Source organism: Limnochordia bacterium, from assembly GCA_023230925.1.
In the GTDB taxonomy this organism is placed as follows: Bacteria; Bacillota; Limnochordia; order DUMW01; family DUMW01; genus JALNWK01.
The window spans coordinates 39,676-63,164 of the sequence record JALNWK010000014.1 but is presented as its reverse complement, the minus strand read 5'-3'; the positions used below and the strand labels follow the sequence as shown (position 1 = coordinate 63,164).

General features: G+C 49.0%; 20 protein-coding genes and 1 pseudogene. 5 read left to right on the top strand and 16 right to left on the bottom strand.

Features of this window, described 5'->3' with window-relative positions:
* Positions 1-709 precede the first annotated feature (709 nt).
* The 10 genes from M0Q40_04935 to M0Q40_04890 all read right to left on the bottom strand — a co-directional run bounded on the left by M0Q40_04935 (position 710) and on the right by M0Q40_04890 (position 11,631).
* Positions 710-1,432 (bottom strand): phage Gp37/Gp68 family protein, encoded by a 723-nt coding sequence (locus tag M0Q40_04935; protein ID MCK9221957.1) that lies wholly within the window; start codon positions 1,430-1,432, stop codon positions 710-712.
* Between the two features lie 184 nt (positions 1,433-1,616).
* Positions 1,617-2,699, bottom strand: a complete 1,083-nt coding sequence (locus M0Q40_04930; protein ID MCK9221956.1) for a three-Cys-motif partner protein TcmP — start codon at positions 2,697-2,699, stop codon at positions 1,617-1,619.
* Between the two features lie 1,500 nt (positions 2,700-4,199).
* The gene (whiA, locus tag M0Q40_04925; protein ID MCK9221955.1) at positions 4,200-5,108 is read right to left on the bottom strand and encodes a DNA-binding protein WhiA; all 909 of its coding nucleotides are present in this window, start codon (positions 5,106-5,108) and stop codon (positions 4,200-4,202) included.
* A gap of 10 nt (positions 5,109-5,118) precedes the next feature.
* A complete protein-coding gene (locus M0Q40_04920) occupies positions 5,119-5,970 on the bottom strand; it encodes a VanW family protein (GenBank protein MCK9221954.1) in 852 nt (283 codons plus the stop codon).
* A 19-nt stretch (positions 5,971-5,989) separates the two neighbouring features.
* The gene (locus M0Q40_04915; protein MCK9221953.1) at positions 5,990-6,454 is read right to left on the bottom strand and encodes a protease complex subunit PrcB family protein; all 465 of its coding nucleotides are present in this window, start codon (positions 6,452-6,454) and stop codon (positions 5,990-5,992) included.
* 1 nt (position 6,455) lies between these two features.
* Positions 6,456-7,739, bottom strand: a complete 1,284-nt coding sequence (locus M0Q40_04910; GenBank protein MCK9221952.1) for a YvcK family protein — start codon at positions 7,737-7,739, stop codon at positions 6,456-6,458.
* A 20-nt stretch (positions 7,740-7,759) separates the two neighbouring features.
* Entirely contained in the window at positions 7,760-8,626 is an 867-nt protein-coding gene (rapZ, locus tag M0Q40_04905; GenBank protein ID MCK9221951.1) for an RNase adapter RapZ, read from the bottom strand.
* Positions 8,627-8,733: 107 nt separating this feature from the next.
* Positions 8,734-9,465 (bottom strand): PHP domain-containing protein, encoded by a 732-nt coding sequence (locus M0Q40_04900; protein MCK9221950.1) that lies wholly within the window; start codon positions 9,463-9,465, stop codon positions 8,734-8,736.
* 32 nt (positions 9,466-9,497) lie between these two features.
* Positions 9,498-10,460, bottom strand: coding sequence for a VCBS repeat-containing protein (locus M0Q40_04895; GenBank protein MCK9221949.1), 963 nt, complete (start codon positions 10,458-10,460; stop codon positions 9,498-9,500).
* A 64-nt stretch (positions 10,461-10,524) separates the two neighbouring features.
* Positions 10,525-11,631 (bottom strand): glycosyltransferase, encoded by a 1,107-nt coding sequence (locus tag M0Q40_04890; protein MCK9221948.1) that lies wholly within the window; start codon positions 11,629-11,631, stop codon positions 10,525-10,527.
* A 184-nt stretch (positions 11,632-11,815) separates the two neighbouring features.
* Between M0Q40_04890 and M0Q40_04885 the strand changes: the two genes are divergently transcribed.
* Positions 11,816-12,226: a hypothetical protein gene (locus tag M0Q40_04885; GenBank protein ID MCK9221947.1), complete on the top strand. Its 411-nt coding sequence runs from the start codon at positions 11,816-11,818 to the stop codon at positions 12,224-12,226.
* 152 nt (positions 12,227-12,378) lie between these two features.
* Here M0Q40_04885 and M0Q40_04880 read toward each other — a convergent pair whose 3' ends face one another.
* The 5 genes from M0Q40_04880 to M0Q40_04860 form a co-directional block, all read right to left on the bottom strand.
* Positions 12,379-13,950, bottom strand: a complete 1,572-nt coding sequence (locus M0Q40_04880; GenBank protein ID MCK9221946.1) for a DUF3794 domain-containing protein — start codon at positions 13,948-13,950, stop codon at positions 12,379-12,381.
* 250 nt (positions 13,951-14,200) lie between these two features.
* Positions 14,201-16,618 carry a DUF3794 domain-containing protein gene (locus M0Q40_04875; protein MCK9221945.1) on the bottom strand — a complete coding sequence of 806 codons (2,418 nt, stop codon included), beginning with the start codon at positions 16,616-16,618 and terminating at the stop codon, positions 14,201-14,203.
* Between the two features lie 280 nt (positions 16,619-16,898).
* Entirely contained in the window at positions 16,899-17,249 is a 351-nt protein-coding gene (locus M0Q40_04870) for a SpoVA/SpoVAEb family sporulation membrane protein (protein ID MCK9221944.1), read from the bottom strand.
* A complete protein-coding gene (gene spoVAD, locus M0Q40_04865) occupies positions 17,246-18,256 on the bottom strand; it encodes a stage V sporulation protein AD (protein ID MCK9221943.1) in 1,011 nt (336 codons plus the stop codon). The genes M0Q40_04870 and spoVAD overlap by 4 nt, the downstream gene beginning before the upstream one ends.
* Positions 18,257-18,271: 15 nt before the next feature.
* Positions 18,272-18,733, bottom strand: a complete 462-nt coding sequence (locus M0Q40_04860; GenBank protein ID MCK9221942.1) for a SpoVA/SpoVAEb family sporulation membrane protein — start codon at positions 18,731-18,733, stop codon at positions 18,272-18,274.
* Between the two features lie 204 nt (positions 18,734-18,937).
* Between M0Q40_04860 and M0Q40_04855 the strand changes: the two are divergent.
* From M0Q40_04855 to M0Q40_04840, 4 genes and pseudogenes are all read left to right on the top strand, one after another.
* Positions 18,938-19,129 (top strand): annotated as a pseudogene (locus M0Q40_04855) (response regulator transcription factor).
* A 199-nt stretch (positions 19,130-19,328) separates the two neighbouring features.
* The gene (locus M0Q40_04850) at positions 19,329-20,000 is read left to right on the top strand and encodes a CAP domain-containing protein (GenBank protein ID MCK9221941.1); all 672 of its coding nucleotides are present in this window, start codon (positions 19,329-19,331) and stop codon (positions 19,998-20,000) included.
* 155 nt (positions 20,001-20,155) lie between these two features.
* Positions 20,156-20,971, top strand: coding sequence for a DUF4912 domain-containing protein (locus M0Q40_04845; GenBank protein MCK9221940.1), 816 nt, complete (start codon positions 20,156-20,158; stop codon positions 20,969-20,971).
* An 18-nt stretch (positions 20,972-20,989) separates the two neighbouring features.
* Positions 20,990-22,603, top strand: a complete 1,614-nt coding sequence (locus M0Q40_04840; GenBank protein ID MCK9221939.1) for a DUF1957 domain-containing protein — start codon at positions 20,990-20,992, stop codon at positions 22,601-22,603.
* On the opposite strand, the gene M0Q40_04835 is transcribed toward M0Q40_04840, so the two are convergent.
* Positions 22,600-23,472, bottom strand: a complete 873-nt coding sequence (locus M0Q40_04835) for an ATP-binding protein (protein ID MCK9221938.1) — start codon at positions 23,470-23,472, stop codon at positions 22,600-22,602. The genes M0Q40_04840 and M0Q40_04835 overlap by 4 nt on opposite strands.
* Positions 23,473-23,489 lie beyond the last annotated feature (17 nt).

Here is a 23,489-nt window from a genome sequence, read left to right as displayed (position 1 = left end):
CTTATCTCCTATATTGGAGATTGAGCCTCTCGATCCCTTCTTTTCCCTTCTCTCTCATGGGACCCGCGGTATCCGTCGCGTTCGCGATCACCTACCTGAACCCGTAAATTCTTGACTCATACAGCGATCCCGCAGGTCCAATTCCGGCCAGCCCAATATCCTGGCGCCAAGACCTCATCGATGCTGCAAGGAAACACATGGGCTAGGTGTCCAGTTGGCTTTCCCTAGGTCAGACAGAAAGCCCCCTCCAGATTATTGGGCTCGGACACAAATACTGATTCAATATCTTGAAATTCGACTTCTTGTTCTTGGCTATTACATGGTCGACCGTGTATTGCCTCCGTCTGCCTGTAAGATCGTCTTCAAATAGCGGCTTCAAGCGTTGCTTCATGTACCATAGCAAATAATACGAAAGCATACACAAAAAACATGACAACGGATTCGGTTGTCAACCTTACTTTTGCTCAGCACTTTTCCGACACGGATGCCGAGTTTCCCATCACCGTCTGCCTTTTTGGTACTGCTATTTGCTCAAGCTTGCGCTTAGTCCTTTCGCGTCTTTTATCTCGATTGTACCCAGGCTTCACAATTTCAGATCGACTCTATATGGTTTCACTATCGGGTTATCCTTACCAGCATCATACCTTGAAGACCCCTTACTACTGGTAGTCCTTGATCATTTAATAATATCAGTTAACAAGTTCTCTTCTCACAGAACACACCGACGGATATCAGGCATTTCACTCCAGATCTGACCGTCGAGGGTTCGTCCTTTCGCTTTTCTACGTGTTCCACCCCACTGCTTAAAGAAAAAGGCCATATCCTTCTTCTGGCATTCGTCACGAATACATCTAATCCAACGGATATCTACCGGTCTTGCTCCCGGCCCGGACTCACCACCGACAATCACCCAGTCCACCTTTTCAGGGATCCCATGGATCGGTCCTAACAGTGGCTCTAATGACAGAAACCGAACAGATGCGGGTACAGACATCAGATCCTCAATCCGGTAATCATACTCCTGAGCCTCAACAGTAACCCCCATCCAAACGTTCGGGGGCCATGCCAGATCGCGACTTAGCTCCCGCAGCCGCTTAGAACGTTTAGTAAGGATCTGAAAGGTGTGTTTTGATGCCTTTTGCATCACCTCAAAAACTTGCCGGATATATGCGCTAGGAATATCTTCGTGGAAAAGGTCGCTCATCGAATTGACAAACACTAGGCGAGGTTTCTGCCAGCGAAGCGGCTGTTGTAGTACATCCGGTTGGAGTGTAACATCAAATCCATTGCGGTAACGGTGCATTCCCATCGCTTTAAGACGTCTCGCCATTCGTTCAGCATAGCAATGTCTACAACCTTCACTAATCTTACTGCACCCAGTGACGGGATTCCATGTAATCTCTGTCCACTCAATTTTTGAAATACTAGCCATCGGAACCACCTTCGGAGTCTGCTTTTGCATAGTCAACCAACTGGATCGTACCATAGAAACATACGTTCGTAAAGATTCTCTGAAGAGGGTATCCCTCGGTACCTTTTGAAGACTCCTGCATCACTGTTGCATGATTGACTACACCAATTTCCTCTAGTGTAGGAATACCCGAAAGACAACCACCTTAAGGAAACCTTATTGTCGGGTTTTGATTGAACGAAAACCGACCCTCGTATCCGGAAAAAGCACGCTTATTCTCCTTACGGTAGTCTCTAAGGACAGTGTTTAGGTGTTTTTTAAGCCACATCGTCTGATCTACCCATGAACATAGTGTTTCATATTCGATGGTCTGGCCTGCAAATCTATCGAATAGTTGCTTCTGTAAGACTGTCAAATCTGGTTCTTCCTCAAATAGCATTAACTGATGGGGGTTATCATTCTGATAAGCGCAAAAGCTACCATCTGGACTCACCTTCCACATTGTATTCTTCATCAGTTGTCTGCCCTTCACATGATTAGTTGCATGTAGCAACACATACTTAGTAGCACGATTGGTTCCAAGCATCCGCATATGAGTTACGTAACGGGCGTTAAGTTGCTTTGAAAAGAGATTGATAGTCTCTATGCTGCGCTGATCGGGATGGTCAATCGCCATCAGACTATTCCAGTCAGGACATCCAAAGAGTCTATCCATGTTAGCTGCCTGCGATTCATGCCGAATGGCCATATCCACGTAACGGAACATGAAATTGATCAATAACTCAACTCTTGGATATCTCATAAGACGACGTAACAACTGCATGGACAATCTGAAACCGAATGGATCAATGAAGAGGAAGGAGGGTTCAAGTCTTTTTCCTTTGCGGTCTACCGAATCAAGAAGACTATTGATGACGTCCTCAAAATCACGATTAACAAGATCAACGGAAATCTTAGAAGGAAGCTGTAGCAAAGCAAGTTCTCGCTCAAGTGCCTCACAATTATGCTCCTCGGCTTCAAGAAAAAGGAAGTGAACGTTGCTATGTTTGAGTATTGCATCCTTGTCCCGATGATCCAGAAGGGTCTGCAGCGCCAGAAGAGGTGAGCCAAGTTCACCGGTCGTATGGCGACCACGTCCAGCATGAGTATCTACATATAGCATTTGCCCTTTTACCGACCCAAGTATAGCAAACCAACCACCTAAATACTCTGACAGAATTCTGTGTTTAGCATGTTGAAGGCCATCGTAGTTAGACCAGTATGTTTCATTAGTGTCGCTCGCCATCATAGATAGTCCTCCTTATAATGAGCGTCTTGTAATCCGAGCTAAAATCGGGTACAAAGCACGATCTCACCAAACCTCGCTTCTTGCTATTCCTAGGACCGTACGGCATGCAGTCACTCAAGTGAGAACAGCGTAAAGCTCAGTATGGTCCATATCCATATGTATCAATCCCCGTTGGTAGTATTGTACTACACCACTTTACTACGGTAAATATATGTTAACACATGTCTTGCGTTTCTTCCAGATGACTGGTCATTCTATGCAAGAAACGCATCTCGTGAAAATGGATACGTGCTGAATTGGAGCGGTAGTAGCCAGCACCCCCGTCCCTGAACCATCGAAAAAGACTACGGGTAGCATGATTAGATCGAGCTAATCCATAGGAGATCCGGTTGGTGGAGATCACACTGTCGGTGTTTGTCAAGATAGTTGTCGTCTTTTTCTGTTAAGAAACCTTTGTTACTTGAGTGTCTAAGACTTCTTCTTTTTCTGGGTTCAGCAATACCTTCTCAGATAGAAGCCACTTTCGAGCATCTCCGGACCGTCTTTCCGGGTGCTTGGCTTTTGCGGCTTTGTAGACGGCTGAGGATGCCATCGGTGATGCCACTGTGCGGCTATTCGGGGTTCAAGAACTGCATACCGCTATGACGGTGCTCATGTCTGACACATAATGGATGTCCCCCCATAATGATGAAAGAGAAAACCCCGTCATATAGAGGCTTCTGGTTATCCGTGTTATGATCCAAACAGACTATGTCCGTAACGCGCTATTAATCCCCACGCTCCGAGTTCCTCATACTCTGTTGGAACTGGCAACCAATATCCTCCCAGTTGTCAGTTCCATACATTGGTCGTGTACTCCCCTGTCTTCAGGCGTGACAACTAATGCGGAGTTTGTCCCAATTTGTCAGTGCTCTTTCTACTTCTCGAGTTTCACCTCTACCTCTAAACGAGATCTCACATTGTTTGACCAAGCGGCAGCCAAGGATGCAAAAGAGTACATGGACACGGTTCCTAGGTCTAATACGATGATATATTGGGCAGATGTAAGCGTTTGACATGACCAAAGCCTCTTTCCGCATGCTTTGGCCAGCACCACGAAGCACCAATTGTTGCAGTATGTCAGTGAGGAATTGACGAAGCTATTCTTTTCATTCAAGACTGACAACATCAAAAAGACCAGCATTCACAAGGGCTCGCCATGGTTCATACTGTACATGCCCTTACCGCCAACGAAGATTATTCGTTGGCGGTGGTGTTGCTCGACTCTAACCGTATTCAGCATTATCCCGTGAAAATAGGAGAACCTATGTGGCGTTTGGTTCAGTATCGCGCAAACAATGAAAATGCCTCCGTGGCTATAGGAGAAGAGGAGCTGAAAAGGCTCGCACTACAGCAAAAAAGCTGCTGCTTCTACCATGATAGAAATACAAGAATCCCACTGCTTTCGCGCACAACCTACAATCCAACCAAAGGCTTCTATCGATACAGATAGCACAAGCATTAGCCAGATTCCTTCTGCTCATCTGCCAATTTCTCGGCGATGGCACTTAGCTTGCGCAAGCGGTAGTTGACTCCGGACTTGGTTAAGGGGGGATCGAGGTATCTACCGAGTTCAGATAGACTAATATAGGGATGCTCTAGTCTGGCCAAAGCAACTTGAAGCAGGCTATCGGGGAGTTTATGCAGACCGATCTTTGACTCAATAAGTTTAATATCGTTAACTTGATCTAGGGCAGCTTTGATCGTCTTGTCCATGTTGGCCGTTTCACAATTGACTAGTCGGTTAACTTGTCCTACTACATTTTTCTGCACCCTGACATCTTCAAATTCAAGTAGCGCAGCACTGGCACCGACCAATCGGAGGAAATCTGCAATACTATCAGCGCGTTTTAGGTAGACCACCGGGCTTCTGTTTCGGTAGATCCGTCCAACACCTTCCATGCCCAGCTCCCTTAGGTAATCCGTCACTAAATCGGCTTCGGCTCGATCCGAAAGGCTTAGCTCCAAATGATACCCTCGTTTCGGATCGGTCACAGAACCGGTACACAGGAAAATAATCCGCAGATAAGCCCTTTGGCAACACTTGCGCTTTAGGCTCACCTTTGCCTCGGTAAGAAGGCTAAGATCCTCTTCGGGAATACGGATGACATACTTTGCCTTATTCTGGCGTCCTCCCCGGACCACTTCCAAAGAACCGTTGAGTCCTACTCTTTTAAGTAGCATAAACGCGCGTTTAGCTCCCGAGGGGTGATCGAACCAAAACTCCAACTGTCTTCTACCTACCGTATCCTTACTTAGACGTCCGGCTAAATCGACTAACACCCCAAGCTCCGCTTCCACACAACACTCCTTTTCCACAGGCAAAGTGGCAAGTTCTCTTTTTACTCTACGGGAAAATGTACCAGCCATAAGCATCTCCTTACCGTTTTTTGCCGACTATTTCAACCCTAACCTGCCCACCAGCAACCACCGCAGAAACGATCACCGGCAGTGTAGTATTGTTCCGGAACTTGAAATCCACGTCAGGCCAAGCCACTGTGGCATCCATACCCCGAGCAATGTAGGTAACCGACATACCATGTAAATGCCGTTCCACAATCTCAAGCTTGGCAACCCGCACCGCATTGTACAGTGTGCTAGAGACTTGACAGACCCCACCACCAATATCATCTATAACTGAACTGCCTACTATTACCGGTGCGGGACGATATCCCTTATCATAGGTGCGTTCCCCCACCACCTGGTTAAAGGAAAAGGTCTCTCCAGGACCCACCACCGTATTATTGATCGCTTCCATACACAATCGGATGTTCTGCATTCTACCAGGACTGCCCATGAGGGTGGTATGAAAGACCCCCAATGATTCATCGAGCGTGACCAACATCTCAAAGGTAATCTCAGGTCGAATCTCTGAAACGACGGAGGAAAGGGACTCCCTAGGAGATGCTTCTAACACCATGCGGACCGTACCATCAATATCGATCATCTTGCCCATTTCGCCGGGGATAATCTCCCGGGTTTTTTTGTCAATCTGCGCGTTTACCGGTGGCGTATTATACACTTGGGCCTTTCGCTCCACAATCCGTCGTACCTCATGGGCAAACAATCCACCGACTGGCTGTCCATCTAGCATCACCCCCGGTCTTACTCCGTAAACCAACCGTTCAACCCGCTGGATGAAGCTACCTAGGATAACTACGATCAACAAAGGTAGTACAAACATGCGAATTTCTCGGGGAGTAATGACCGTAAACACCGTTCTAGATGACATCCATGCCACCCCGCACAAATCATTTAGTCAGAGGGACTTCACCTAGGATCCGCTGGTTCTGGTCTAGGAAGATGACTGCATTAGCACCGTCTAAAGCCTTTTTAGGAATAGAGACAACATGCCCAGGATAGGTAATCACCATGATCACGATATCCTCTGGGCCCGGTCGTTGGATCTTGGTATGGACAATAAGCTGTCCCTTTCGTTTGGTAACCTTCTCGATCTTGATGCTATACCCTCCCGTGGAACACTTGCCAAGGAAAGCACCGATTAAAACCTCCCTGTCGAAATCTACTTGGGGAGGTGTTCCCGGGTTCCAGAAGGCAGGCCAGAGGGACTGCAATTGATCCTGGGAGGTAATCACCGTATAGGTGCTAGTCAGCGCACCAATAGAACCAACCTCACACAGTTCGATCTTTCGGTCCGCCATAAACCCGATCACCATCGCAATTACCACTCCAACAATTATTAGTCCCTTGTTCATTTTATGCCCCCCAGGTCGCAAATAGAATATTCATAATGATACTGGCCAGTCTATCCGGTGCATGGTGGGCTAGGCACTGCCCATCGAGGAGGGGATGCACCACAGGGATACATCCTAAACTGCGAATCTGTGCGGCATCAACTTCCACCGCATAGGAGCCTTCTTTGGCGTAGCGTTTGGCCAACTCCACAGTCACCGGTTCACTATTCATGATCACATAGTCTACAATGGGAAGACCAACATGGTCGAAGACCGCCCGTACATGATCCGATGCCGTATACCCATCGGTTTCCCCCGGCTGGGTCATGATGTTACAGACATAGATCTTCAAGGCTGAAGCCTGGGCAATGGCCGAGGCGATCTCCTTAACTAGGAGATTCGGTAGAATGCTAGTGTACAGACTTCCCGGACCCAGAATGATAATATCGGCCTCATCAATAGCAGAGACAGCCAAATCCGTTGGTTTGGGATTCTTCGGTGAAAGCGAAACCCGGCTGATCTTCTTCCGTTGCTCTACAATACTGCACTCACCGCTGGCCTTAGACCCGTCAGCAAACTCCGCCTCCAGGACCACCCGGTTTAAGGTAGAAGGTAATACGAGGCCTCGCACCGCGAGAACCCGACTGGAAAGCTTAATCGCTTCCTGAAAGTCTCCGGTAATATCTGTCATGGCCGCCAAGAACAAGTTGCCAAAACTATGACCCGCAAGTCCATTTCCCTGGGAAAACCGATACTGGAACAGCTTCTCCATCAATGGTTCTGTATCCGCTAGGGCAACTAAGTTGTTTCTGATATCTCCCGGCGGAAGAACCCCAAGCTCCTGGGAAAGCCTACCAGAACTACCGCCATCATCGGTTGTGGTGACGATGGCGGTAATGTTCGTAGTATACTCCTTTAGTCCCCGGAGCATGGTACTAAGGCCCGTTCCCCCACCAATTACAACGATCTTGGGCCCCCGGTTTAGCTGCCTCGTCTTATACACCACATCAACAATATCCTCAGCTTGGTAGGGGCAAAGAACACCTGTAATCGAAAGAACTACCTGCCGGATCCCAAAGGTAACTGCACCTATTCCTAAGACCAAAAACCCAATGGCTAGTCCTTCGTAGGAACCGGGGGCCACCAACTGCCTCAACGGTTCTGCAAGCCCCGCAAAAAAGGGTCCCCAATCCGGGCTGTTCACTGCCAAGCCCAGTCCTAGGGCCAGGAGAAAGATACCAAAAATAATCAGAGCAACCCATCTTTTTACCCGCATGCCGGGGTACAACCATTTCCAGAAATGCATAAAAGAAGCCCCCCGCAAGACTAAATATCGCGATGCTCAAGCACAGTCTTGTACCCTTGACGTTTTACATAGGCCGCTAGATGATTGGTTACAGCCACGGAACGATGCCTACCTCCGGTACAACCAACGGCGATAGTCAAATGGGTCTTCCCTTCGGATACATATTGGGGCACTAGGAAAGACACAAAGTCAAGAAACTTGTCCATAAACCGCTGGGTGATGGGCCATTTAAAGATGTATTCATCCACCGGCCCATCGTTTCCGGTCAGGTGTTTTAATGAGTCCACGTAAAAGGGATTCGGTAGGAAACGAACATCAATAACCAAATCGGCATCTAGGGGAATCCCCTTCGCAAAACCAAAGGAAATGCATGTAACCGTTAGTCTGTCACTTTCCGCCTTGTCCAGATAGGCGGTAAGCTCTGCCTTAAGCTGTGGAACGGATAGAGCAGAGGTATCGATGATCCGATCCGCACATCCCCGTAACTCACCAAGACGGCGACGCTCCTCGGAGATTCCCTCGGAGATACCTCGCTCTTTGGAGAGGGGATGCCGGCGTCTTGTCTCTTTATAGCGCCGGATCAAGATCTCATCTGAAGCCTCGAGAAAGAGGATGCTGTGCTGGTACCCCATTAGCTCTAGTTCCTCGAGGGCAGCAAACAGATCATCAAAGAACTCGCCCCCGCGAATATCGCATACGATGGCCACTCCTTGAAACTTGCCATCGGAATGTGAGAACAATTCAGCAAATTTAACCAGTAAGACTGGTGGCAAGTTGTCCACACAAAAGTAACCATAGTCCTCAAAACAGCGAATTGTCTCAGTCTTACCAGCTCCGGACAATCCGGTAATAATCACTAGTTTAGTGTCTTCAGCCAAGCTAACCATATCATGAACCGCAAACCCCACTTTGGGGGTAAAAGCGGCGCCGCCCCCCCTCTTACTCAATCCACCTGGAGCTTAGCCACTGATTCATCACAAGATGATCAACCCAACTACCTGGCATTTATGATCTGGGATACTGAAAGGCCCGCTGTCTGGGCGTGTTTGATACCCCGGGCAAAATCCCCGACGCGACTTGGGCTGTGGGCATCGGAGCAAATCGCAAAAGCCGCCCCGGCCTCTTTCCCGGTCATAATGAACTCTGGGTTGCTTTGCAGGTGACTTGTGTTGATCTCTAGGGCAACACCTTCTCTTGCACAAACCATTGCCAAGGCTCCCGTATCTATACTTAATGATAAACCAGGATGGGTTACTATGTCCACATCATTGTTTTCCACGGCGGCAATTAGGGCCTTGGTATTGTGTTCCCTAGACCAGGCGCGACCAAATCCGGTAAACCGCGCCAGGTAATGAGGAAATAGTAGTTGTAAAGCTCCCAGTGTTCGTCTAGGAATAATGTGCAGGTGAAGACCAACTAATAGAAGGTCTAGTTCCGCAGCAATAAATGGCGGAACATCAATATGACCATGTGGATCAATCACATTGGCCTCAAGGCCAACTAACACTTCGATCCGGTATTTCCGAGCGCAACGCTTGGCTTGGTTTCGAATTTCCCGTAGGATCCCAAAGTCTCTAATCCCGACTGTAAACCAACTGGCTGGTCCATGGTCGGTAATGGCAACCTGTTCTAGTCCTAGCTCAGCTGCGGCCTTGACGTTCTCTTCCACAGTTCCCTTTCCATGGCTGAAGCGAGTATGGGTATGTAGGTCAGCGAAAACATGCACAAGCAAGCCCCTCCGACCCTAGTATGTGCCACTTACTCACTAATTAGCATTAGTTCCGCGGGGTAGCGTACCATGGCAATCTCATTGGACTGGTTACCGGTGAAGGTACCAACTGCCGCAGAGACAAGACCGTAGCCAACCCGTAGTTGCTTGCCTTCACTCTGGAGCCCATTGCCCGTTAGCCCATAAAGGTTGATCCGACCAGCATTATCCCCAATCACAAGCAAAGACTTAGCAAGGAAGTCTCCTCCAGCCATGGCAAAGACCGGTGAGCTACTCAAGGTCCCCGCAAAAAGCCTTTTGAATTTGTTTTGTGGGGTGATCTGCCACACCTGGACTTCTCCCCGAGCCATGGCCTCACCAGTCTCAGTGAACACCTCGGTTTGGCCGCTACCACCAATATCTGCAGCGTTCAACGCCCGAATGTGACTAATCTCACCGGTACGACTGAGTTCTACAAAACCCTCCGGTTCCTGCCACATCAGGAGCACCAGCTCATCAAACACAGTCAACTCAGTTGTTCTGGCCAGGCGCGTGCGGATGAGATAGTCCACTCCTTCGGTTCGAGCTAAACCTGTGGCCAGCCGCACGGGAAAAGTGTTGGCTCCACTCCATACTTCTTCAAAACCTTTACTCGACCAATGGTAGATACGGTACTTGGTGTTGGTCATGACCAGAAGCTCAGGGCCACTGCCCCGAAAGTCACCAACAGCCATGTAAATGGGGCTAGCCGTCTCAAACAGATTAGGGCTCTGCCAGAGAACCAACCACTCCCTACCACTCCAAGTTAGGGCATAAATGAAGGTCTCTCTAGCCTCGTAGTTGCGACCTAAAATGATGAGTTCATCCTTCCCGTCCTCATCAAGGTCCATCCTCTCCACTTGTAGGATCGCTTCCATTAGGTAATCCTGGGCTTGCCAGAAAACACCCATTCCCCTGGCGGTACCGGAAAACACTAGCAAGACTATACTGAAGAAAACGATTATCCTTGACATCTTGGAGCCTGCCTTTTCTCTAACATCTATCTACTAATTCGTCGATAACACCAAAGTACCTGCTTTAGAGAAACCACCCTCTTACCTGATCCTGTTGTGCGAAGGTTTTCTGGATGGCCGTTAAAACCTGTTCTGCCCTCGCCTGCCATGAATTAGCCAATGCCAATTGCTTTCTTTGTTGAAAGAGTTTCTTCGGAGGATGTCCTAGAGTGGGGGTTTGTGGTCGGGGATCGTGCGGTTCCTGTTCCAGGTCGCTTAAGGATAGGCTACGACTACCCCATTTCAGTCCCAAGCCAGTCTCATCCAAAGGCAGGCCAAGCTCTGCGAGGAACTGGTGTATATGCGTTTGCAGCTGCTCCGGTGTGCAACTACCAAACACCAAGGGAGCCAATCCACCTAGATCCTGTTGGGTGAACACAATTAGTGGTTTACCTAAGGCAAGGAATTCATAGACTTTAGGCAGCACACTCTCCTCCGGGGGCTTAAGGATGATCATATCTAAATGATGCAAATAGGGAGGCATATCCTCTGTGCTCCGGGGACCAAGGACATAGACATTTGGGGACAGATCGGAGGGGCCTACTCCCATGCACTCGCCAATCAGAACAAAGGAACAGTACCGGTAATAGGCAGCAGCTTGTCGAATCAACTCCACGGCGGCTTCATCGTCTAATGAACCCACATAACCAATGATGGGCCGACGCACGTAGAGGAACTCATCGGGGATTTGCTTTGGCTCTTTGAATAGATCTCCTACGCATCCGTCGAGGATGAGGTGTACATTAGGATGTTTGCCGTTTAGGCTAGCAAACAACTGCGCAGAACTGCAGAAGAGCAACTGGGCATTAGGGTTGATTGGCTCATCGGCAGCTTGGTATTCCTGGATCAAGATCGATCTGGTTCGTCTAGGTAAGGGATACTCTTTCTCCGTCCACACCACACCATACTTAGTCCGCTGTAGTAAAGAGCGGCGGCTGTTAATGTACAGATTCTGAGCCGCCTTTTTCACCTCATGTTCATTGGTTTCATAGAGATAATCCACATGCCACCCTTGGGCAGCAATACGCCAGAGCAACTGGCCTGAGCGTGACTCATGGTCCCAAGGACCCTTTGCCACATACAATAGGGAACGAAGTAGTACCTTTGGTCTTTCCTTGGTGAACCACAGCAACGGCTGCACCCCCCCTTCTACCCAACACCTATCTCTTGGGGAAACAAGCTCAGCACATATATTAATATGCAAGTCGAAGGGAAAACGTGACTCTTTTTCACATAGATTGCTTTTGGGGAGTGTAAACCATAGGACTGCTAAAGCATATAATTAGCTAGTAGAAAGCGGAAAAGGAGGATGGTGTATGTCCACCCCCGAACTATGGGAAGCCAAAAGAAAGGTGCTCAAGCATCCTGCTGTTGAATATATTCCCTTGTATCCATATCCCATCGCCAAAGGCCGTCTCCAAGAGCACCCAGACACGGTTCGACTAACGGTGCTAACAAACCCCGGGGAATATGAGCAGCTCCAGAACGAGTTGCAGCTGAAAAAACACTTTGTGGATTTTAGTGAGTCACTGGTTATTGCGGTCAAGAATGCAGAGGTACTGGAGATCAAATACCGAGGCTTCATTGTCTGGACCTTTGCCAGACTTGAACCTGCTAACTACCACATTTTCTCTGTAACCCGTCGGTATTTTTATAAAAACCAGCTGCACTGGCAGCTATACGACTTGGCAGGGGAATTACAGTCCTGGTATAATCTAACTTTATAGCAGTCAGGGTAATGCTAAAACTAGCATTACCCTGACCGTGTATTCCCTTGACAATGCTTCTATAGCCGTTGTCCAAGCTATCCGAAACACCCTTGGTCCTGCTGCGTAAAATGTGGAAGAACAGGCGTAACACCCGTTCTTCCCATTTACCTTTAGCAGAGGTTTTCGGGCTGAGGGCAGGGCCCTTCCACTGTTAGCAGCAGCTGTTGGGTCTCGGTTACCTTCACAAACAAAGCCACGATAACTTTCTGATGCAGGGTCTGATCATTGAGCAAGTCGAAGGAGATGTGCTCTATACACGGCATAACCCGTACGTTGCAGTCCTGATTGGCACCTGCTACATCCACCGCGACACTAAAGGGCACATCCTCCGCCAAATGGTGCTCAAGATCGTCCTCCCCGATAAAGAAGACCTGCTTATGCACAATGCCCTGTACCAATACCTTGCAGTCAATCACCGTTGTTTCCAACTCTTCAATCCGCGCAATAATGTCCCTGATCTTAATTGCAGGCATTGGCAGCTGAATCGTTGTCTCCTGCAAGAACTGGGCAGTATTTTCACCACAGACCTTCTCCAGCTTTACACAGGTTCCCACATCCGATAGGAGTACGGTGACCTGCCGCGGATTAGTCACCTCGATGAATAGGTCGACAACAACCTTTTCCTGTAAAGTGGTCGTCACTTCAGCACCCGGTGGGAAGATGAGCTTAAAGCCCACATGCACCACTTCTGCATGCACTTGGACATCGTGAAACTCCATCGTCCCTATGGCATCTACGAAATGGCTGAAGGGAATGTCGACTGCTTGATGTCTTTCTAGATTACTCTCATCAATGAAGAAGATTTGCTTATGCACAACACCTTGCACGATGACCTTATCGCAAATAGGTTCGAAGGTAATATCCCGTACTTCTGCCCGAATCTCACTAATCTTCCGTGCCGCAACCTCCAACTGAATGGTCTCTTCCTCTAGCAGCTGGCCACACACCTTCGCCACCACTTCGTCAATGATCACCAAGGGGCCTTGCCCAATGCCCACAGCAATGTTTTGGGTCTCTGTCACTTTGGCAAAGATCTCCATCACTATTTTTTGCTGCAGTAGTGTGGGGGAGAGAAGATGATGAGCAATATGCTCGATACACGCTTCTACCTGGCAATGCATGCCGGGCTCTGCTTGGGGAATATCCAAAAAGGTGGAAAAGGGTACATCTTCGCCTTTGTGATACACCATGTTATCTTCGCCAACGAAGAAGATTTGTTTATGCACAACACCTTGCACAATGACCTTATCACAAATGACATCACAGACTAGATCCCGCACCTCACCACGGATCTCCCGGATCTTGATCGCGTTTCTTTCTAGATTCAGAATGTTTTCCAGGAGAACCTGTCTTGTGTTTTCGCCAACAACAACTTGTGCCTTTATACAAGAAGCCAAACTGTACCCCCCTTTTTCAGGCGCATTTTCAGCACCATTTAACACCGCCAACTGTCTTTGGTCCTTTGGGTCTACGCCTTCGCCGGTCTCCGACTTAGTCTTTTTGCAGATAAGGCACTGGTACTTATACACTGGATCACTTGAATGTAGGGCGATAGCTTCTTTTGTCTCGGGGATGGATACCAAGTCGGTCTTTTCTTTCCTTTGGCCCTTCTTCCATAGTCGATACAGGCCAAACAACACAATGAGTACTACAATGGCAACGAGTAACGGAAGTCCCAGCATGCCCCCCTCCCTGGAAAAGACCCTGATCCTCCACTCACCATAACACCCGGTGGGGATTTTCCCTCAGTCACTATCAATATATGTACTAGGACTCTAGTGTGACAAAGGAATCCTCTTTTCTAATTACTAGACTATGGTTCTGAACCCATTTTGGATACTTGTCCCGTTCCAGAAAACAGGAAACACAGGGTAGCCGCACTGATCGGAAACTTGAAGGATTGGATAAGGGCTGCAACTGCAGCCCTTATCTTTACGGAGTCACTTCTACCGCGACCACAACCTCCACAGGTCTTGGTGCCGGTTCTCCGACCACTTGCAGGACCAAGGTTTCTGTGATGACTTCCTCGATCCCAGGACCACTTACAGCAGTGACCACGAAAAGCTCAACTAGGATGTCTACCTTGACAAATATCTCCAGGGTAATGGTTTGGGTTAGCACTGTGCCATCCGGCGATAGCTCCGCTGCCAAGTCAATAACTTCAATATTGATTTGAGCGCCCATCTCGGGTGTTGCTCCAGGAACCGGTACTGTCACGGCAAAGGGTACTAGCTCCTCAACCGTATGGGACTGCCCATCGGTACCTTGATAAACCACTGCCTTTTCGATGGTGCCCACAATCTCCACGGCATCCTCTTCCACAGTGGGGGTGGCCTCGGCAACATTTAGGGTGATCTCGGTAATGCTTGCTGCCGGGGGATCGAGCTCAACGGTACTTGGCACATCTAGAGTGACTGTGTTCTCGTTTACCACTAGCAAGGTCTCCACAAGGATCCGTTCAAGGGTAATACCCTCACCGATGACGTTGGTGATCACTTCTACCTGCTGATGGGAAACAATGCTTACCATGGCCTCAAGGACGATGGTCTGGTCTACAGTAATACAGTCGGTCAGTGTGGCTAGGATCTTCTCAATGACCACATCCGCCAATACTTCTCTTCCAGCCACTGGTTCAGGGAGGGTAACCTCGATGCTAAAGGGTACTTCCTCGGTGAACTGCTGTACCACGTCATCTGTATCGACATAGGTTATTTCTTTAATCACATTTCCTTCGACTAGGACCATATCGTCTAGAACGGTCACATCGGTGATCTCCACAGTACCAGTCACTTCGCGTAGCTTCAGGGCAGGCGTGGGCAAGGTAATTTCGGTGCGAATGATCTCTTGCTCGGTGGCCTCCACTTCCTCTTCAAGCTTGATTAGGGCAGGCACCACCTCGGGTAGGACTGGTCCGGGGGGCACAAGAGGCACCCGTCGCTCTATGAGAATCTGACGGGTATTCTCACCAATCACCTGATCAATCTTCAGCAGTGGGCCTTGCCCGATGACAAGACTTACTTGCTGAGCTTCGGTTACGGTAGCAGTAAGGGATACAACCACCTTCTTGCGCAATAACGTTGGGCTAATCAGTTGAAAGATGATATCCTCCACCACAGGAGTAAGCAGAACCTGCATGCCGGGGGCAGCACCGGGAACATCAATGAACCGACTAAAAGGTAAATCCACTGCTAAGTGGTGAGCAACTCCTTCGGAGATGAAGAAGATCTGTTGGTGCACAACCCCTTGGACAATCACCTTATCCGTAATGACCTCTGTAACCAAGTCGGTGAAAGTCGCTACGATCTCATCAATTTTCTCTGCGGGCAAGGGTAATGTGATGTCTTCCTCCAGGATGAACTGAATATCCTCTTCGGCCACAAAGCGATTCACTTGAAACAACGGCTCTTCCGTACCAACCGTAACACCAACTACCGTCAGATCTGTTACCTTGACAAAAAACTCAACAATGACTTTTTGCTGCAATGTGGTGGCATTGATTAGGTTAAACTCAACAGCCTCAATGGTAGGACTGATCTGAACATGCATGCCCTCGGTAGCTCCGGGGATATCTACAAAGGTACTAAAATCCACATCTTCAGCTACATGTCTTTCTAGGTTGTTGGTATCCACGAAGAAGATCTGTTTGTGTAGTGTCCCTTGGATGAGAACCTTATCGGCAATGACCTCCGTCTGTAGTTCTTGCACCGTTACCCTGATTTCTGAGATCTTAATGGCAGCCACAGGCAGGGTAAAGGTGGACTCAATTAGCTCCTGGGTCGTACCCTCGCCAATCACTGGACGACCTAAAATGTCCAGATCCCCGGGGGTGAACAGTATCTGCTGTTCTTCGAGAACCTTAACAAAGATCTCTAGGACTACTTTTTGTAGAACCGAGGTGCCATCTTCACTGAGAATAAACATGATGTGCTCGACTAAGACATTTACCTGCACGATCATGCCGGGTAGCGCACCGGGAATATCAACAAAGGTGCTGAAGGGAATATCCTCCGGTTGATGGTGCACGAGGTTGTCAGTACCTACGAAGAAGATCTGTTTGTGCAAGGTTCCTTGCACAATTACCTTGTTGGGGATTACCTCGGTGGTTACGTCCCGAATCTCCGCCCTGATCTCCCGAATCTTAATCGCCACAACTTGCTCTTGCATCGGCGTTACTTGCTCTATCTGTAATCTCTTTTTGATGAGTTTCGGTTGGAACTTGATCGGAGGCTTTGTTTGCGCAACGTTCACGCTGACCGGCATCCCCATTGCCACCGTGGCATTCATCTTCCGCTTCTTGATTTTCAAGGGCTCCTTCTTTCTGGCCATATAGGCTATACGCGGTTTTGCCATGGGCAGGTACCTCCTTTTGACAGAATCGGCAACACTCATCTTGCCTAGTTTCAATATATTCGGCAGCAAAACACCAGTGTATCCTATTTTCCTAGATAGGAAGGCAGTACTAGAAGGTAACACACTTCGCGAAAGAAAGCATAGAATATAGCAGGAAAGGCACCGCTTCTCCTTACCAGGCAAAGGTACCCCCCTGAACTTGGCATTATCTATTGTTAATAAATTGGCGAGATTAGCACATCGGGCACTTAGGCTAAAGGGTGGCAGTTGCCACCCTTTCTTAGTCCTTGGGACGGGAGAAAATCGCGGCTAGGGTACCAAAGATCACCGCCGCGGTGACACCAAGGCCGGTTAGTTCAAAGGCACCAGTAAACAGGCCCTCCCAGCCAAGTCGTTTGCTTTCACTAATGATCCCCCGAGCAATGGAACTGCCAAAACCACTAACAGGCACTAAGAACCCGGCTCCTCCGAAGGAAACCAAGCCTTTATAAATCCCAAGTCCTTCCAAAATGGCACCGGATATGACCAACGTGACCAGAATATGTGCTGTTGTGAGGTTGAATTTATCAAAAGCCAATTGGGATAATCCGCAGATTAATCCCCCGAACAAAAAAGCCCAAAGATAGGTCATTGTGCTTCCACCACCACTGCATGGGCAACGCCCGGAATAGATTCCCCCTGTTGATAGCTCAGGGGACTGAAAAGGGCACCTGTGGCCATAAACAGGACCCTTCTATAACGTCCCTGTTCCAGTAACTTCATAATGTAACCAAGGAATACAACTGCAGAGCATCCACACCCACTACCTCCAGCCTTGAACCTCGGGTTGGCACCATAGATCATCGTTCCGGCATCAATATGCTTATTTCCCAGGGTATGGCCTGCTTCCTTGACCAAATCAGCAAACATGGTTGCCCCCACAGCGGCCAGATCACCGGTGATAATGAGATCATAGTATCCCACGTTACGCCCGGTATCATTAAAATGCTGCAGTAAGGTGTCCGCGGCCGCGGGGGCCATCGCGGATCCCAAATCCTCCGGATTCCTTAGTCCCAGATCGATCACTTTCCCCAAGGTTACTTCGGTAATCCGTGGACCCTTACCCTGTTTAGATAGAATAGCCGCGCCGGAACCGGTGACCGTAAACTGAGCTCGACCGCTCCGTTGGATGTTGAGTTCCACCGGAAAGCGAAACTGCCTTTCCGCCGTCTGATAATGGCTAGAGGTAGCCACCAGTACATGATCCGCATAGTCGCCATCAATAAGCATCGATCCTAGGGCCATGCCTTCGGTCATGGATGAACAGGCCCCGTAAATACCTAAAAAGGCCTGGCCCACCTGTCTAGCTACAAAACTGGAGGTTACGATCTGGTTGAGAAGGTCGCCGGCGATGAAAAGGTCAATTTGCTCTGGTGTTAAGTCGCTTGCTTCCATCGTGCGGGTAATGGCCTCCTCCATCATCTTACGCTCGGCCTTTTCACAAGTGTCCTCACCCCACAGATCATCGGGGATGATGTGGTCAAAATACTCACCAAGGGGGCCTTCCCCTTCCCTATGTCCTACTACTGTAGCCCTTGCGGTAATCACAGGAGGGCTCTTTAGGCGCATGGTCTGTTTTCCCAAGAGTTTGTCCGCCATAAAACAACCCCCTTCTTAGAAAAGATAGCCACCGGCTAGGGCCTTCACCAGGCCAACGACAAAGCCGGCTAGGATCCCAAACACAAGTACTGGTCCTGCCACCGAAAAGATCTTTCCCCCAAGACCTAAAATGAACCCCTCCCGGCGATACTCCATGGCCGCAGAGACCACGGAGTTGGAAAAACCAGTGATAGGAACGGCTGCCCCCATACCTCCAAACTCCCCTAGATCGTCATAGAACCCAAGGGCGGTAGCCACAGCACCTAGAAGGATCATCCCCGCAAGGGTAGTCGCCACTGTCTCCCCTTGGGTGCCTTCGATTTTAGCGAAGAAGTCAAAGACACCCTGCCCCACCAAGCAGATGAGACCCCCGATAAGATAGGCCTTGAGGAAGTTTATTAGCATGGGGGGTTTTGGGCCCTTATCTTGTACCTTTTTCTGATATTGCCTCATTTGATCCAGTTGGGCTTTATCCATCATGATCACTCCCCAATTTAGTATTCAATCCCACAGGATGCATTATACTTTGGAACTTGCACTTTCGGTGATAGCACACAAGCATCCCCCCAGAATACATTGATCATGAACGGGAAAGCCCACGGAATTCACCTCATTTTTGCTTGGCACAGACTCCAGAAGGGAGGTTTAAATATGTTGCAGAAAGAAGATCCCTTCGGTAATCTATCCCCTAGGGAACATGAAGTGGTATGCTTAATCGCCAAGGGAATGAGTAATAAAGAGATTGCTGCGACACTGTTTATCAGCGAGCATACGGTGAAGAACCATGTCTATAACATTTACCGGAAGATCGGGATCTCGGATCGGACCCAGGTCGCACTACTAGCTCACCAACTTGGCATTATCGATTCCTAATATCGGGAGGCCCACAGGCCTCCTTTACATATATTGGTACCGGGGAACTTGTAGGAAAATCCCCTCTATTTGTAGAATCTACTACATACAGAATCATTTTCTTGTGGAAGGACCCAAATCCCCAAACATGGAAGTTGCCTAAAAGGAGGCTGGCTAATACGTTTTTTGCTTAGATACCATGCTTTGGGAGGCAGTAAACTTGCGTAATACAAAACTACTAGTTATCACTCTTTTGCTCATTACCCTACTCGGGACATCAGTCGGTGTAGGGGCTTATACAGTCAAGGGAAACGGTACCTACTTTTCCTTCAAGCCAAATACATCCTATTCCTCTAACGGAGGAAACACAGGTAGCACCAATTGGTCTTCATCTAAAAGTGGGACAACCTGGGTGTTTCGACCAAAGACCACACCAACACCTGCGCCAACACCTGAACCTAAGCCCCAACCGGAACCAAAACCAGAGCCACCCACTAATCCTTCGCTCCTTACCGCAAAGGAACAACAGCTATTGGATCTAGTTAATCGGGAACGGAAGCTGCAGGGGTTACCTGTGCTCCAGGTTGATTACAAGTTGGTGGAAATCGCCAGACTAAAGAGCAAAGACCTCATTGCAAATAACTACTTTGCCCATACCTCACCGACCTATGGCACCGTCGCCAATATGTTGCGCAGCTTCGGCGTTTTTTACAAGTACGCCGGAGAAAACCTAGCTGGTGCTTACTCGGTAACTTCAGCACATAACAATCTAATGGCCAGTGCCGGCCACCGTCAGAACATTTTAATGCCCCTATATACCCATGTAGGGATTGGGATCGTCGAAGGCGGACCCTATGGCATGATGGTAACCCAGCTTTTTGTCGGTAGATAATGGGACAAGCATCCTGAAGGCGGGCATTTTCGCCCGCCTTTCTTACTTCTGTCACTAGACTCCCCAACTTCCTGGAATAATGGCCCTAGGTATGAGACATATTATAAGGGAATTGAGACGTAGGGCAGATCACGGAAGAAAGGAGGGATGCGGTTGTGGACACTAGTCAAGCCAAGGACGGCTGCGGTGGGGAAAACAGTGCAGTAGGCATAGCCAAAGGCGTCACCGAATACGAAATCCCCCATGGGTACGGTAAGGACCGCATTGTTGCCCTCGTGAGGGATCCTCTTTGGTTGTTCACCTATTGGGAAGTTACCGATACCCTGCTGGCCCAACGGGAAAGCACTGCAAAGGAAAGATGGCCCCAGGGGAAAACGGTGCTACGGATCTACCAAGAACCAAACAAACAATACCTGTTTGACCTTCCGGTGGATCTTAGGGCCCGAAATTGGTATGTATATGTAGGTCGTAAAGACACGTCCTTTCGATTAGCCTTAGGAAGACTCCTTGATGATGGCACCTTTATTGCCTTCGTGGAATCAAACCTTGTGACCACGCCCCCCGGTGAAGTCTCTGAGCTTGAAGATGAAAAATGGATGACCCTCGAAGAACTTTACCGCATCTACGCTGGCCTCCCCCAAGGGGAAAGTTCACCTTTAGTATTTCGGGCGGTAAATAAACTGGAAATGGAAATCAGCTCTCCTTCCTATGCGGCAAGCCCCATGGCAGAAAGGGGTTTACGAAAGCCTTTTTGGCTGGTTGCCCATACAGAGCTAGTTATTTATGGTCAAACCGAGCCCGATGCTTCAGTACGAATCCAAGGACAGCCAGTTACTCTGCAAGCAGACGGTAGCTTTACAGCCCGTTACGTCTTACCCGATGGCCGACTTCATCTACCGATCGAGGCCGTATCCGCTGACCTACAGGAGATGATCTCTATTACCCCGATTATCACTAAAACGACGCAATAGCCCAGGGAGTGACCAATCATGGAACAAGGATTTCTATCCATTATCTTGCATACCCATTTGCCCTTTGTACGTCATCCGGAACATAGCAGCTTCCTGGAGGAAGACTGGCTTTTTGAGGCGATTACCGAATCATACATCCCCCTGCTAAACATGCTTGCCTCACTGAAACTAGATCAAGTGCACTGCCGGATTACCATGTCCTTGACGCCACCCTTGATGTCTATGCTAAAGGACCAGCTCCTCATGGAACGATACCTAAAGCACCTAGATAGTCTCATCTGGCTTTCGGAAAAGGAAGTATCCCGGACCCGGTTTGAGCCACACCTAAACCGCCTCGCATTGATGTATAACCAAAACTTCAGTGCGACCAGGGAGGATTTCCTAAATAAGTACCACGGCGATCTCATCGGTGCCTTTCGCCACTTTCAAGAGGCCGGCCTCATCGAGATCATGGCCTCGGCTGCAACCCATGGTTACCTGCCCTTAATGATCCACCCGGAGGCCCTTCGGGCCCAGATCCAAATTGGCATAGACTACTACACCCACGTCTTTGGTATCTCCCCCGGGGGTTTTTGGCTCCCGGAATGTGCGTACACACCGGGTGTAGATGAATACCTAGCCGACGGGGGGATTAGGTACTTTATCATGGATTCTCACGGGATTTTGCATAGCAAACCCCGGCCCCGTTATGCTGTTTATGCTCCGGTGTACTGTCCTTCGGGAGTAGCCGCTTTTGGCCGGGACTGGGAATCCTCTAAACAGGTTTGGAGTGCCCAGGAAGGTTACCCCGGGGACTGGGAGTACAGGGAGTTCTATCGTGACATCGGCCATGAGCTAGACTATGAGTACCTAGCTCCTCACCTGAAGGGCAACATTCGTCACCATACCGGGATCAAGTACTATCGTATCACCGGAAAGACATCGGCCAAGCAGTTGTATGATCCGGCCAGGGCCTGGGAAAAAGCAGCGATCCATGCGGGCAACTTCATGTTCAATCGCCAACGACAGATTGAGTATATTGCCGGTGCAATGCCAGACCGCAAACCTATTGTAGTAGCCCCCTACGATACCGAACTGTTCGGACACTGGTGGTATGAAGGTCCACAGTGGCTAGATTGCCTAATTCGGAAACTACATTACGACCAAGACCAAGTCAGACTAATCACCCCTGGTGATTACCTTAAGATGTACCCGAAAAACCAGGTCTGCACCCCGTCCATGTCTTCTTGGGGATATAAAGGATATAACGAGGTCTGGTTAGAGGGAAGTAATGATTGGATCTATCCCCATCTCCATATGATGGCTGAACGGATGACCCAGTTAGTTGATAACCATTGGTCTGGGGACAATCTGGTAACAGAGGCAATTAAGCAGGCAGCCAGGGAACTGGTGTTGGCGCAAAGTAGCGATTGGGCCTTTATCATGAAAACAGGGACCATGGTCTCCTATGCGGTAAAAAGAACAGAAGACCACATCGTTCAGTTTAATCGACTCTATGAGCAGATTCAAAGGGGTGATATTGACCGGGAGTTCCTAAGGGACCTACAAGAACGAGATAATATTTTTCCGGATCTTGACCCGTGGGTATACAGTTCAAATTACCGGCCAAAGGAGGTGACCCTCTCAGGCTAGCTGCACAGCACCACCGATGAAGCCGGTATCAGCAGTCGAAATACGGTGCCTGCTTCCTGGGAGCTTGCCACGGTAATCCTGCCCCCCAGCTCCTCTACCGTGGAATAAACCAACCAGAGCCCGTAACCATGACCGGCTAATTCCTTATCTGTAAAACCGGGCTTAAATACATCCTTTAGGTGGTCTTCATCGATGTATGCCCCGTTATTCCATACTTCGGTCACAACACAACCCGCTTGGGGATCGGCATAGAGACTTAGCTTAACCCGGCCTCCTTCGGCGGGTTCCTTGGCTGCAGCCTCAATGGCATTATCGCATAAGTTGCCCAGTAAACATACAACGGCATTATCTGGGTGATACAAGCTAACTGGGTTAACTTCTAACCAAACCTCAAACTGCACATGATGATAATAAGCCCGGGTCATCTTGGCACTAAGAGTGCTAAAGAAGGCACTGCCCCCTGTACCCATAGACACGTGTTTCTTGCCGCTAATGGATTCAATATACTCCAAAGACTGCTCTACCTTGCCCATCTGGAGCATGGTGTGAATCACTGTAATCTGGTTTTTGAATTCATGACTTTGGCCCGCTAATTGCTGGTTTAGCTCCTCCTGGGCCTTAAGCCGCTGCAACTCCAGACGTAGCTCTGAGTCATACCGTACTCGGGCAGCATAGTTCATAAAAAACCAGAACAAAGCCCCCACTAATACCAGACAGACTAAGACCATCACATAGGGTACCACCCCAGTGGTTGTCCACGTTTGGCTAACCCAGCGTAACTCGGCAATTAATGCCAAGGAGGTGCCTGTAAGAATCAGGGCAAAGACAAACCAATCCACTTGCCCAAGACTCTGCGGTTTCTTGCTCATTCTTAAACACCAACCAC